17 protein-coding genes are annotated in these 12,707 nt (G+C 61.8%); 2 read left to right on the top strand and 15 right to left on the bottom strand.

Going from position 1 to position 12,707, the window contains the following annotated elements; all coding sequences use genetic code 11:
* The first annotated feature begins 327 nt into the window (after positions 1-327).
* Positions 328-702 (top strand): ABC transporter substrate binding protein, encoded by a 375-nt coding sequence (locus NL528_RS42930; protein WP_309180381.1) that lies wholly within the window; start codon positions 328-330, stop codon positions 700-702.
* Here NL528_RS42930 and NL528_RS47415 read toward each other — a convergent pair.
* Positions 699-920, bottom strand: coding sequence for a hypothetical protein (locus tag NL528_RS47415; protein WP_375144110.1), 222 nt, complete (start codon positions 918-920; stop codon positions 699-701). The genes NL528_RS42930 and NL528_RS47415 overlap by 4 nt on opposite strands.
* Here NL528_RS47415 and NL528_RS42925 point away from each other — a divergent pair.
* Positions 852-1,184: a hypothetical protein gene (locus tag NL528_RS42925; protein ID WP_309180380.1), complete on the top strand. Its 333-nt coding sequence runs from the start codon at positions 852-854 to the stop codon at positions 1,182-1,184. The genes NL528_RS47415 and NL528_RS42925 overlap by 69 nt on opposite strands.
* A 40-nt stretch (positions 1,185-1,224) precedes the next feature.
* Here the strand turns inward: NL528_RS42925 and NL528_RS42920 are convergent, their stop codons facing one another.
* The 14 genes from NL528_RS42920 to NL528_RS42855 form a co-directional block, all read right to left on the bottom strand.
* Entirely contained in the window at positions 1,225-1,710 is a 486-nt protein-coding gene (locus tag NL528_RS42920; protein ID WP_309180379.1) for a hypothetical protein, read from the bottom strand.
* Between the two features lie 69 nt (positions 1,711-1,779).
* Positions 1,780-2,727 carry an acyltransferase domain-containing protein gene (locus NL528_RS42915; RefSeq protein ID WP_309180378.1) on the bottom strand — a complete coding sequence of 316 codons (948 nt, stop codon included), beginning with the start codon at positions 2,725-2,727 and terminating at the stop codon, positions 1,780-1,782.
* Positions 2,728-2,740: 13 nt separating this feature from the next.
* Positions 2,741-3,688 carry an AEC family transporter gene (locus NL528_RS42910; RefSeq protein WP_309180377.1) on the bottom strand — a complete coding sequence of 316 codons (948 nt, stop codon included), beginning with the start codon at positions 3,686-3,688 and terminating at the stop codon, positions 2,741-2,743.
* Positions 3,676-4,575 carry a triphosphoribosyl-dephospho-CoA synthase MdcB gene (mdcB, locus tag NL528_RS42905; RefSeq protein WP_309180376.1) on the bottom strand — a complete coding sequence of 300 codons (900 nt, stop codon included), beginning with the start codon at positions 4,573-4,575 and terminating at the stop codon, positions 3,676-3,678. Before mdcB ends, NL528_RS42910 begins: the two co-directional genes overlap by 13 nt.
* Positions 4,572-5,252, bottom strand: a complete 681-nt coding sequence (mdcG, locus tag NL528_RS42900) for a malonate decarboxylase holo-[acyl-carrier-protein] synthase (protein ID WP_309180375.1) — start codon at positions 5,250-5,252, stop codon at positions 4,572-4,574. Before mdcG ends, mdcB begins: the two co-directional genes overlap by 4 nt.
* Positions 5,227-5,952: a biotin-independent malonate decarboxylase subunit gamma gene (gene mdcE, locus NL528_RS42895; RefSeq protein ID WP_309180374.1), complete on the bottom strand. Its 726-nt coding sequence runs from the start codon at positions 5,950-5,952 to the stop codon at positions 5,227-5,229. Before mdcE ends, mdcG begins: the two co-directional genes overlap by 26 nt.
* On the bottom strand, positions 5,939-6,886 hold the full coding sequence (locus NL528_RS42890; RefSeq protein WP_309180373.1) for a biotin-independent malonate decarboxylase subunit beta: 948 nt from the start codon (positions 6,884-6,886) through the stop codon (positions 5,939-5,941). The genes mdcE and NL528_RS42890 overlap by 14 nt, the downstream gene beginning before the upstream one ends.
* A complete protein-coding gene (gene mdcC / locus NL528_RS42885) occupies positions 6,883-7,200 on the bottom strand; it encodes a malonate decarboxylase acyl carrier protein (protein ID WP_309180372.1) in 318 nt (105 codons plus the stop codon). The genes NL528_RS42890 and mdcC overlap by 4 nt, the downstream gene beginning before the upstream one ends.
* Positions 7,201-7,213: 13 nt before the next feature.
* Positions 7,214-8,860, bottom strand: coding sequence for a malonate decarboxylase subunit alpha (gene mdcA, locus NL528_RS42880; protein ID WP_309180370.1), 1,647 nt, complete (start codon positions 8,858-8,860; stop codon positions 7,214-7,216).
* Between the two features lie 10 nt (positions 8,861-8,870).
* A complete protein-coding gene (locus NL528_RS42875; RefSeq protein WP_309180369.1) occupies positions 8,871-9,422 on the bottom strand; it encodes a cytochrome b in 552 nt (183 codons plus the stop codon).
* On the bottom strand, positions 9,419-10,540 hold the full coding sequence (locus tag NL528_RS42870; protein WP_309180368.1) for a catalase family peroxidase: 1,122 nt from the start codon (positions 10,538-10,540) through the stop codon (positions 9,419-9,421). The genes NL528_RS42875 and NL528_RS42870 overlap by 4 nt, the downstream gene beginning before the upstream one ends.
* A 184-nt stretch (positions 10,541-10,724) precedes the next feature.
* On the bottom strand, positions 10,725-11,150 hold the full coding sequence (locus NL528_RS42865) for an organic hydroperoxide resistance protein (RefSeq protein ID WP_309185243.1): 426 nt from the start codon (positions 11,148-11,150) through the stop codon (positions 10,725-10,727).
* Positions 11,151-11,254: 104 nt separating this feature from the next.
* A complete protein-coding gene (locus NL528_RS42860) occupies positions 11,255-11,998 on the bottom strand; it encodes an alpha/beta hydrolase (protein WP_309185241.1) in 744 nt (247 codons plus the stop codon).
* A 52-nt stretch (positions 11,999-12,050) separates the two neighbouring features.
* The gene (locus NL528_RS42855; protein ID WP_309180367.1) at positions 12,051-12,380 is read right to left on the bottom strand and encodes a hypothetical protein; all 330 of its coding nucleotides are present in this window, start codon (positions 12,378-12,380) and stop codon (positions 12,051-12,053) included.
* Positions 12,381-12,707 lie beyond the last annotated feature (327 nt).

Raw genomic sequence — 12,707 nt, 5'->3', positions numbered from 1 at the left:
AGGTCGGCGACTAGCGTTGCCATACGGGCGTGTTCTGTCCCGAGTGCGGAGTCCGCATCTTTCAAGCTCTGAAGTCCGTACCGGGGGCGGTTTCCCTCAAACCCGGCACTCCTGGTGAGCAAAAGTTGGTTCCGACCAGACCTCTTCATCAGGGCTGGTTTCCCATTCCCAACGGCGTGGCCGCTCGTGGCACGTGCGCAGTCACCGGCAGGACGGGTCTTCCGGGTAGGCTATCTTATGATTAGCTCGCGGGAGCAACAGCTTCCTCACATTCGCGCTTTCGAGGATGGCTTACAGCGCTTGGGCTATCGCGTTGGCGAGAACCTAGTGGTCGAGTACCGCTTCGCTGAGGGCAAAATGGAGCGACTGCCTGCCCTCGCCGCAGACCTGGTCCGGCTCGACGTCGACGTCGTTGTCGCCGGTGGCAATCCAAACGCGGTCGCAGTCATGGAGGTTTCGACGACTATCCCGATCGTAATTCCCAACAGCGTCGATCCAATAAATGCAGGTTTCGTCGCCAGCCTTGCACGACCGGGCGGGAACATCACTGGCCTCACGATGGACACAGGCGGTGACATCTTCGGAAAGCGACTTGGGCTACTCAAGCAAGCACTTCCGAACCTCTCGCGACTCGGCGTTCTTTGGAACCCCGATGCTGCGTACGTTCGCAGCCGTCTTGGCCCTGTCCCTGTCGGAAACTAGATGCGGACGTATTGGTGGTGCAATCCGCCCAGGATTGGCACGGGCAGAATACGGCCGACGGTCTCGATGGGGCGGGTTATCGGAGAGTCTTTATTCAAGGATAGGTGCGTCCGGGCCTGATTGTAGTAGTTTGCGTAAGATCGAAGTAAGTGCCGAAGATGCTGCTCGCCAAATACGACGACATGGTCAAGGCAGTCCCGTCGGATCGAGCCGATCAGCCTTTCACAATATCCGTTCTGCCACGGCGATTGCGGCGCAGTTGGACGATCCCGGATGCCCATCGCCCGAAGTCTCCGGACGACAATATCGCCATAAGCGCGATCTCGGTCACGAATGATATATCGCGGCGCGTCCTCCCATCCGAATGCCTCAGTGAGCTGACGAGCGATCCAATCGGCATTGGGCTGCGCGGTCGTTCCAATCCATACGATTTCACGGCGATCATGGTGCAGAATCAAAAATCCGTAGAGCAGTCGGAATGAGATCGTCGGAACCACAAACAGGTCCATCGACGCAACGCCGTCAGCATGGTTGCGAAGAAACGTCTTCCATCCCTGGCTCGGAGCTCCCCCGAACCATGTACTTGGCAACCGTCGTCTGCCCGACCTCGATGCCAAGCTTGAGGAGTTCGCCGTGAATCCTTGGAGCGCCCCAGAGTGGGTTGGCGATGCCAATGTCTCGGATCAACTGCCTAACGTCCACAGGCAGCTTTGGGCGACCGCCATGGGGCCGCGATTTCCATCGCCAATACAATCGAAAACCTGCGCGGTGCCAACGAATAACGGTTTCTGGTCTGACAATTGCCAAGACGCTCAGCACATCAGGAACCAGGCCATAGAGCCCCACGAATACCAAGCGATCGATCCTTCCGAGGATCGGCCGTTTCGGCGACTTGCGTCGCAGGATATTGAGTTGGTGGCGAAGCACCAGGATCTCGATTTCCAGCGAGGCTCGTGATCGGAACAATCCAATCAGCCCGCACCAGATCAGTTTGCAAAGCTCGATCATCGGGCAGAAGCTTCACCCGATTCGCAGCTGATCGCTAGTCGCATGAGGTTTTGCGACAGGGACACGTGTTCAATGACCAACACTTGCGCATGCGCGCGCGAGCCACGCACGCGCGCCTTGCAGTGTTCTGAAGTCTTCCAAGCTACGGGCCGAGATTTCGGGATAGGCGCCGGCGGCCATTTCGTTGAGTGCCCGGCCAGGGCCGAGTTCGAAGAAAGCGCTCGCTCCTGCTTCCACACAGCCTTCCAGGCAGTGCGCCCACTGGACGGTGTGGGAGATCTGTTTGGCCAGCTTGTTCAAGCCGGCTGAGATGTTGACAACAGGAGAGCCATCGATCCCGCTAAAGAGACGCACATTCAAGTCCGGCGAAAGTTTCGTCGGAGTTTGGTCTAAGACTTTGCGGAACTCCGACGAGGCCGCAGCCAGGCGTGCGGTGTGAGAGGCCACGTTCACCGCCAACCGAACGACGCGTGCAGCGCCCATCCGTTTTGCGACATCAGCTATGACGTCCAGCGCTACACCGGCGCCGCCGAGAACGTAGGCGTCGCCGGGATTGACGATGGCGATCGCTGCATCGTGGCGACTGCACAGATCGTCGACAGCGACGTAAGACAAGCCGCGGACGAACAGCAAGCCATCTCCGGGCCTGCTGGCCGCGTCCATGGCGTTGGCGCGTTGCGCTACGAGGTCGAGGGTTATCGTGGCGTCCATCAAGCCCGCGACACTCCAAGCCGCCACTTCGCCGACGCTGTAACCTGCAATGATCAGCCTGCGAGGCCACGCATCACGCAGGGTCGCCGTCGCGGCCAGCGCCTGCAACGTAAAGAGAATTTGTCCGACGCGGTTCTGGTGCAGAGCGTCATCGGTATTGGTTTGAACCATTTCGCGTGGGTCGCGTCCGCCGAGCAGCGCCGCTGCGTGAGCAAAGAGATTCGCGGCTTCCGGTGCGTCGCCGGTCAAGGCGAACATATTGGAGTGCTGCGGTCCCTGTCCGGAGCACAAGATGGCAAGGGTCATCGACAGCACCTCATTAGGGAAAAAGTATGCCGATGGTTATCGCCAGCGTTAAGATGCTGAACACCGTGCTGGCGATCACCATGGAGCCCACTTCCGAGGAGTTCAGGCGATAGTTCACCCCGAACAGGATGCCGAAGAAACCTGACGGCCCAGCCGCCAGAAGAATCGATACCTTGGCAATCTCTGGGGGAACCGGAAGGACGTGAACGATCACGGCGACCAGCAGGGGCCGGACCACGTTAGCCGTCCCGGTCGCCGTTACGATCTTCCAATTCAGTCGAAACGACTGGGCCGACAAGATCAGGCCCGTCAGGAACAGCGCTACACCGCCCGCCGCCTGTCCGATGAGATCGAGGGAGGCTCCCGCGACGGAATCAAGATTCAATCCGGACAGCGAGAGCAGGATCCCCAGCGCGGGGGCCAGGACAACGGGCTTGGTCAACGCGTGCCACAGAGCCCGGCGGACCCGTGCGGCCGAAGTCTCGGCATCGTTCTGTTCCTTGCCGACGGACAGTTCGAGTAGCAACAGTGTGAACGGAGTCACCAGGATTGAACCCGCCGCGAGAGCGACCGCGACGGACACGGTCGCGGTCGGGCCGAGGACCGTACTCGCGATCGGCAGTCCGATCCCCGCACAGTTTGGAAATGCCACCGTCAGAGCTTGCAGCGCAGCTTCACCTCTGGATATTCTCAAGACCTTACGCTCGACGAGATACCAGAGCAGATAAATAATCAGCATGACCGCGCCGAGTATCGCGAAGAGCGGCCCTTGCGCCATCATCTCGCTGCGCGAGGCAGAGCCGGTCGCCGCAAACAGAGAGGCCGGCAGGGCAAAATCCATGATGAGGGCGTTGATTTCGCCCACATGATGGTTGTCAATGGTGCGCATTCGCCCGGCGACATAGCCGAGCGCCATGACGAAGAAAATTGGCGCCAGCACCATAAAGATCACGTGCGGCATGGGAGCAGCTCTGCTTCGCAAGCCTGAATGAAGAGTGTCATCGCGAGAAGGTCTGCTGACCCGCCCGGGCTGAGCCGGCGTGCGATGAACGACTGGTGGACGATGTTTGCCCGCTCGCGCCAGTTGCGTGTACCCACGCCGCCATCATCAAGAAAAACGCGGGCAGCGCTCTGTGCATAGCGTAGGCCGGGCATGCCGCCCCGGTGCAGCAGGTTGGTGTCCTCAAGAGAGGCGATCAACGCGAAACAGGCCTGTGCGCGGGCTGCTTCTGTGTCGCCTGGTGCGATCAGGGCGCCCCATTGCAGGGCAGGCAAACCGATCTCATAGACGCTCAGAAAACCTTGAGCAGCCTCCACTCGCGCACCGCCAGCACCATAATGTCGGCGTGCCTTGTCACCATGGCTGTGCAGCAGCACAGGCCCATCCAGGATATCCCTTCCCCACAGCCTCACCACCACGTCGCCGAGCGGCATCGTGCGATCCGCCAGCCCGGCTGCCTTGGCGCCGGCAGCCGCGCAAAGCAAGCCCAACCCGAAGATGGAACCCCGGTGCGTGTTGACGCCCCCGGTCGCGGCAAACATCGCAGCTTCGGCTTCAAGACCGATGATCCTGAGACGCCCCATGCCACAACCCTTGGCACCGGCTTCTGCCAGGGCGTGTAGATAGGGTTTGATCGCGGTGGCGCTGCGCTGGAATGTGCGAAAGTTCATATCCGAATGGCTGCCGGAGTCGACATGGCTGACAAGCCCGGGCTTAGGCCAAGTCGCCAACTCGCGCAGAAGACACTCGACGGCAATGGCGGAGATGGCCTCTGCCTCATAAGAGTTCGGAAACCTCGCCTCGGACGGGCGGCTCTGGTTTGAGTGTCGTTCCAGGGCGGCTGTCATAACTGTATCTCGCTGCTGTGAAAGAGGTTTGCGTCGAGCAAAGTGACACCATCGGTGGTTTTGACCAGCAATTCGCGCGCGCCACTGTAGAATTCACGCCAGTTCACGCCCGCACCGTCATCACGCATTAATTCGCCGTCCAGGCGCATGGGCGCGGTAGCTTCGATTGCAGCAATATCTGCAGTCAGCCGTACAAGATCGCTGCCACAGTGGATCGGCAGCAGAAGATCGAGGTCCGAAGTGTCAGTTAGGTAATCCAATCCTGTGAGTGTGCACCACGCGAGACTGCCGAAGATTCGCGCCTCCACGCCATGCCGGGAAGCCAGGCTCAACACTTCGCCGAGTGTGTGCTGCCACCGATCCGGTGCGACGCTGATGGCGGTGTTCAACTCGGGCGGCGGTGCTGTCGAAACGATGGCTTCAGGCTGGATGAGGACCGAGAGCCGTCGTTTGCCGGCGTATGGTGGCAAAGGTAAACCCAGTGGCAGCCCGTCCGTCTCGCCATGCATGGCGCGCCGTGCGATGAGAGGCCAGCCTCGATCGACCCATTCGGCGACCAGCGGCTCTCCGGCAAGATCGTCACGCCGTTGCAGCAAGGAGCACCAAGCTGCCGGTGACACGAAAACCAGATCGTGACGGCGGATCATCCGATTATGCCGATTGGAGTGCGAGGTCATGCACCCGCTCCGCAATTTCGGCCGCCTTCGGACGCCCTTTTCGAATTTTGCCGAGAAGATCTCGCTGATCTCCGCTCTTGCGAGCGTCCTTGAGCAAGCTCTCCAATTGTTCGGCCAACGAAATTTTTTCGTCCCAGACCGCAAGCACCGCGCCGGTCTGAACCATATTGTCCAACCCCGGAGCGAAAACCGGCGTGGACTTCGCCTTCTCCTTGAGGACGTCGATAGAGAGTTTGGTCACCCTGGACATCGAAGGCAGGTCCATCACCGCCGGATCGGCCCCCGGTAGTGCCACAAGGGCGCAGGTCGGCGCTGCTGTCGCAAGGAAGGCACCGGCGGCGGAGTGGCCATAGAGCAGACCCACGGTCGGACGGCCCTGCATGTCGGCGTAGATCAGGCACTTGGCGAGGTGCGCGAGATATTCGTTCAGTCCGAGAAGCTCGTCGCGCTTGCTCATGCGCTGGCTGTCGCTGTCGACCAGCACCAGGATCGGATCTTCGCCGCCTTGCTCCACCGCATCGAGCACGTGGCGCGACAGGCGGATCGCCTCGTCCACGCCGAGCGGGGTCCGTCCGGCAACGCCGATCACTACGGCGCTGCCGCCTGACTGCAAAGGCGCGGACCCCAGCAGCACACCTTTGTCATTGGCGACGTCGTGGCCTTTGGGAAACAACGAGATGAGAATGTCATCGAGCGTCATAGCGCGGCTCCCGGGCCTTATTGGAAAGATCGTTGAAGTCCGCTGCAGACATGGCCGGCACGGCTTCGGTGTCGGCGATGCCCTCAGCCCTCCAGATGTCCACCGCATCGGCGCATGTGCCGAAGCGTTCCAGGCGTTGCTCCAGGCGAGCCTGCTCGGCTTTCAAGACATCCGGGCCAAATTCTGGTACGGCGCCGATCAAATGCAGCGCGATGTTGCGGAAGCTCTCGACCGTGTCGTCGACGAAGGCCTCTGCGCCACCGAGCAGCCGCCGGTGCTTGCCGCCCATGGTGCGCCACACCAGCGCGCGATCCCTGGAATCGAACTCCTCGACGCCGCGGTTGGTCTCGATGACCTCGGGACCGGAGACACTGATGCGGCCTTGTTCGGAAACGGCGAGCGCCGAACAGCAACCGGCGATCAGCCCGCCGCCGCCGTAACAGCCGGCGCGGCCGCCGATCAGGCCGATCACCTTGACGCCGGCGGCCCGCGCCTCGATGACCGCGCGCATGATTTCGGCGATGGCGAGTTCGCCGGCATTGGCTTCCTGCAGACGAACGCCACCGGTGTCGAACAGGATCAGCACCGGCAACGATGTGGCGTCACGTGCGGCACGCAGCAGGCCGGTCAATTTGGCGCCGTGAACCTCGCCGAAGGCGCCGCCCATGAAGCGCCCTTCCTGGGCGGCGACGAATATCGATCTGCCTGCAATCCTGCCGCGGCCAACGATGATGCCATCGTCGAACTGTTCCGGAAGATCGAACACCGGCAAATGCGGGCTGCTCTCGCGCTGCTCCGGACCGATGAACTCCTGGAAGCTGCCGGCATCGAGCGTCAGTTGAACCCGCCGGCGGGCGGAGGCCTCGTACCAGCTCACGATCTTGCTATTTACGACGATCGGCACAACCGGCGCCTCGGGTTTCGAAGTGTTCATCGGTCGTCCTCCTCGATCAAGCGGACGGCCTGTGCCAGCCGCAGAGCTACCGTGTCCGGGCGCGCGCCCCCGTCGTTGATGGAAAGCTTGAGACCGCCGGGCGAGCGTCGCGCCACGAAGTCGGCAACCACCGCCTCCCACACCGCGCCGAAGCCTTCGGCCGCGGTGTTGATGTCGACCTGGCATTCCGTATCGGGCATTACCCGCTCCACCAACACTTCCAGATTGCCGGAGGCGACCACGCCGATGATGGCAAGCGGTTTGGAGCCAGCCGCGCGCTCTTGCGCCTTGTGGCAATAGCTCAGAGTTTCCATCGCAGCTTCCTTTTCACCAGTTGCGGAATTTGGAGGGCGGCGCATAGAGCCCGCCGGACCATTGCACCAGATCCTTGATGGAACGCGCCGCGAGCAAGCTTCTGTCCGCATCGAGCGGATCGATCTTGAGATCTTCGGGCCGGCGGATGACGCCTTGCTCACGCAGGCGCTGGACCATCTTCGCATCCCGGCGTCGTCCGACGTCGGTGTAGCCGGCAACGCCGCGGACCGCCTGCTCCCGCTCGTCCTTGTCGCGGCAGAGCAGGAGATTGGCGATTCCTTCTTCGGTGACGATGTGGGTGACGTCGTCGCCATAGATCATCACCGGCGCGAGTTCGAGGTTCAGCTTCTCGGCCAGGGCCAGCGCGTCGAGCTTTTCAACAAACAGCGGGACGTTCTTGTCGCCAAAAGTTTCGCCGATCTGCACCACCAGCTTGCGGCCTCGCCGCAGAGGTGCCGGACCGTCGGGATCGGCCTCCTTGCCCGATTGCAACCAAGGCTCGCTCGGGTGGCGCCGTCCCCGCGCGTCGGAGCCCATGTTCGGCGCGCCGCCGAAGCCGGCAATGCGCGAGGTCGTGACGGTCGAAGAATTTCCTTGCAGATCGATCTGCAGGGTAGAGCCGATAAACATGTCGCAGGCATAGAGGCCGGCTACCTGGCAGAAGGCGCGGTTCGAGCGCAGCGAACCATCGGGACCGGTGAAGTAAATGTCCGATCGGGCGCGGATATAGTCCTCCATCCCGACCTCCGACCCGAACGAGTGGATTTGCTCCACCCAGCCGGACTCGATCGCAGGGATCAGCGCCGGGTGGGGATTGAGCGCGAAGCGGGTCGCGACCTTGCCCTTCAGCCCCAGCCGCTCGCCATAAGTAGGCAGCAGAAGCTCGATCGCGGCGGTATTGAATCCGATGCCGTGGTTCAGCCGCTTGACGCCGTATCGCGCGTAGATGCCTTTGATCGCCAGCATGGCGGTGAGGATCTGGCCTTCAGTGATCGCCGCCGGATCGCGCGTGAACAGCGGCTCGACATAGAATGGCTTTTTCGCCTCGACGACGAAATGCACCTGATCGCCCGGAATGTCGACGCGGGGTAACCTGTCGACGATCTCCGCCACCTGCGCGACGACGAGCCCGTTCTTGAAGCTGGTCGCCTCCACCACCGTCGGCGTGTCCTCCGTGTTGGGGCCGGTATAGAGATTGCCGTCGCGATCGGCGCTGACGCCCGCGATCAGGGCTACCTGCGGCGTGAGGTCGATGAAATAGCGGGCGAAGAGCTCGAGATAGGTGTGGACGGCGCCGAGCTCGATTTTGCCGCCGAAGAGCATGCGTGCGATGCGCGCTGCTTGCGGTCCGGAATAGGAATAATCGAGCTTACGCGCGATGCCCTTCTCGAACACATCGAGATGCTCGGGCAGCACGACACCTGACTGGACCATATGAAGGTCGTGGATCCTGGCGGGATCGACGTTGGCAAGCGCAGCGGCGAGGACGTCCGCTTGTTTCTGGTTGTCGCCTTCCAGACAGACGCGGTCGCCGGGCCGAATCACCGCTCCAAGGAAATTCGGCAGATCCTCGACTTCGATAGTCTTGCCCGAAGCGTACCCGCGTCCGTCGGCGAGACGCTCCGCCAGGGTGGTCTTTTGTGCGTTCCAGTTCTTCATTGGATTTGCCTCATTTCGATGCCCTGCTACGCCATGACGCCATACTCTCGAACACTCCATCGCGGCGGATCAGGCCGTGGAAAAGGGCTGCGCCGAAATGGGCGAGGAACGTGAAGAGGAGCAGATAAGCGAGATAGGTGTGCAGGGATCGCAACCACGCATACAACGCGACGTTGTGTGGCAGGAATGGGGGTAGCTGAAGCGGCCCGTAGAGTACGATCGGGTAACGTTCAGCCGAAAGCATCCCCCAGCCGACTAACGGCATCGCGACCATCGAGGCATAAAGCAGGATGTGGGAGGCCTTGGCCGCCCAGCGCTGAACGGGCGGGACCGTGTCGGGCAGCGCTGGCGGCGGATTGAGGCGACGATTCACCAGGCGGACGATTACCAGGATGAGGATGGCGATCCCAAGCGGCCTGTGGGTCGAGACCAGAAGCTCGTAGCGTCTGGAGACCGTGGCAACCATGCCGATGCCGATGAAAAGCATCGCCAGGATCATCGCTGCCATCAGCCAGTGCAGGAGCCGGGACAGGATCGGGAAGCGCGCCGCGTCTGCAGTCATGACTTGCTTCCTACCTGTACGTCCTGCCGCGTGATCGCACTCGGGGGCTTTTCCGCCTCCTCGCCGGCACGAAGAGTGAAGGAGCGCGAATAGGCCGCCGATCGAGCACTTAGCAGCGGGTCGTCGGATGGCGCGATGCCGGACGGCAACACCAGCGGGTCGTAATTGACGTAGGCGCAGGGCCCTGTGTCTTCACTCGACACCTCGTCAACTGTCACAGTGCCGGCGTTGATTTGCTGCCGATCGGCAGGCCAGGGCAACGTCGCGTCGTCGGTGGGGTCTCCAGGCTGGCCAATGGTGATCATCAGGAGCCATCGCAACGGATGCAGGTGAATCTGCTCGATTAGGTCGTCGAAGAGATAGTTCTCGTCGTTCGATGCCGACCGCGCCGCAGACTCTGCGGCGAAGGGCTGCATGGGCACGGTGGCCCAGCGAACCGGAATGGACGCACCGGCCGCGTTGACCAGACGAAAGGCGTTGAGACTGTTGAAAGTTGAATCGGCGAAGCCCTGGGTCGGCGGGCTTTGCTTGATGACCGCCATGGCCCGTACGGTCTCGGGGTGGGCGGCCATGAACGTCTTGACCTTGGCGGGATCAGGCTTTCCGGTGGCCGGGTCAGGGATGGAGGCGAGGATCTGGTCGCGGAAACCTTGCGCGGAGTTCACACCAAACACCGCCTCGTTGTTCCCCGTAATCCGCCATTCCCCGGCCCCGGGCAGCAGGAACTGGACGGCCATGCTGCGCACGGTTGCTGGCTGATCGGCCTGGAACGCGTTGGCGCCGGAGAGGCCGAAACGGCCGACGATGGCGGTGCGGCCCGGCTTGAACACGGTGGCCGCGGAGAACAAGACTGCCTGTCCGTTGCTGTCGAACCACCCGCTGACGCAGACGCCTTTCGCGTGATTTCGGCGAAACCCGGGGTGCAGCCCCTCAGCGTCCATGAAAGCCGCCAACATCCGGTCTTCGGTCAGCCGGCGGGGCGAAAGCCAGCCCCCCGTGTAAGCGAATGCGCCGGCGACGCAGAGCACGGCTACGCCAATCGCACCCAACCGGATGATCACCCCGGCGGTCGTCAATGGCCCTTTGCTAACGGTCTCTCCCGACTGATCATCCGACATCTCATCAAACTCCTGCGCAACCGCCTAGCGACGCCATTTCGGCGTTGTCTTCAAAAGCGTACCTGCGTCCGTCGGCGAGGCGTCCCGCCAGGGCAGTCTTTTGTGCATTCCAGTTCTTCATTCCTAGTCTCTCCTTTGCTCGTGGCTTCTTCCGAGGAGGTTGTATGAAATCAATCGGTCGACCTCACCGGACCGAGACGAAGATCGCCACATCGACATTGCCCCGGATCGCATTCGAGTACGGGCAGATAGCGTGCGCACCCTGGACGAGCCGTTCAGCGGTCTGTCGGTCGACGCCAGCAATGCCCACGGCAAGTGCGGCGGCCAACCCGAAGCCTCCCATGCCGTTTCGACTGAGGTCGATCCTGGCGGCGACGCCGATATCGTCATCGGCAAAGTGGTGGCCGGAAACCAGGCTCACATGGAGGAGCGCGTTCTCAAAGCAGGCCGCATACCCGCCGGCGAAAAGTTGTTCGGGATTGGTCGCATCGCCCCTTCCGCCAAGGGCCCGGGGAAGTGCGAGCTTGAGGTCGAGCAGACCGTCTTCGCTTCGGATCGAACCGCGACGGCCTCCACTCGCCGTTACTCTTGTGGAATATAGATCAGCCATCGCACTTATGCCTTCTTCGCCGGGATCCACCAATTTAGGAGAGGTCGTCCGGACTGTCGCCGCACCACGTCGGCGAACAGCCCGTGCACGTGGACGCCCGTTTGCTAAGCGGGCTGTCCGGCGGCTTCCAGAATCAAGCGTGTGATCTCGTCGGGTTGGGATATCAGCGAAAGGTGGCTCGCCTTCACCTCGATCGTCTTGGCGCCCATGCGCTTGGCCATGAAGCGTTCGAGATCGGGATTGATCGTCCGGTCTTCCGTCGAAACGGCGTAGAAACTCGGCTTCGAACGCCAGGCCGCATGCGTCGTCTTGCCCGCGAGCAGGGCCTTTTGGAACGGCTCCTGAACCGCAAAGAGGACCTTCGCCTTCGCTTCCGGCAGGTCGCCCGCGAAATCGCGCAAGAACGCAGCCTCGCTAAGACGTCCTTCATCGCCGTCGAAGACAATCCCGGCGGATGCCGGTGGCGTCGGATATGTCTTGGCCAGCGCCGCGTAATCCTCGCCCGCATCCGGTGCCCGCGCCGCCACATAGACAACAGCCGACACGTTCGGATGCATACCTGCCTCTGTCACGATCATTCCGGAGAAGGAATGTCCAACCAGGACAGTCGGACCATCCTGCCGCGCCAGCACGCGCTCTGCCGAGGCTACCGCTTCAGACAGCGTTGTCAGGGGGTTTTGCACGGAAGTGGCATTGAGACCCGCCTTCTGCAATCGCGCGATCACCTCGGACCAGGATGACCCGTCGGCGAACAGCCCGTGCACCAGGACGACGTTTCGGGCTTTCGGCGCGGGCGCAGCAGCGGCGCTACCCTGGACAAGAGTGCTTGCAGCCCCCGCAGCCACCATGCTCACGAAGCTACGGCGGTTGATTGAATACACTTTTCGAAGATCGTCTGAGCTATTCAAGGAAGTTCTCCTTTGCGTAAAGTTGGAGTTGGCTACTGGAAGAGTTTGAGTTGGCTACTTGGGAATTTTCGCAAGCATGCTGGCTACAATGCTCAGTGCTCGCAACGTCGTCATCGATCGCATCCGTGATAGCTTTCGCGAGAGCCTTGCACGCAGCGAACATGGTCGATGGCCGACGCTTTGGCACGTTGTATCCTGTAAAAAAATGAAAATCAGATGCGGGAATAGCGAGGGATCCCGCCGCCACGAGAACTTTCTTCTCGCCCGTGTTCTGAGTCTGCGTATCCAGCGGCCCTCGATAACCAGCTGGCGCAGCGGCCATGGAACCTGGCCTCCGAGCGAAGAGGGTCGCGCATACGAGTGTGGACTTTCGCAGGAGCGACGAACGTGCGCTGGGGGCGGGCACAACGTGCTGTGTTCGCGTCAGCCTCCCGCACAGAGGGGCGAGGACTCCGGATAAGAGAGCGCGAGATCGGTCGCTCATGATGTGAATCGGAGGCGAGTCGGGCTTCGATTGCCAGGGCTTGTTTACCGGCACCAGCAGGACTCGCCGCCAATTGCTCGTCACCGTTCTCGAAATTCCGACTATCCAAAACCGCGCGTCGCCGCGGGTGATCTCCTATTCCAGCGACCGGTGCCCTGTCGCCTC

It is taken from the genome of Bradyrhizobium sp. Ash2021, from assembly GCF_031202265.1.
In the GTDB taxonomy this organism is placed as follows: Bacteria; Pseudomonadota; Alphaproteobacteria; order Rhizobiales; family Xanthobacteraceae; genus Bradyrhizobium.
Note: the sequence above shows the minus strand (reverse complement) of the source record. Positions and strands in the feature narration are given on the sequence as shown.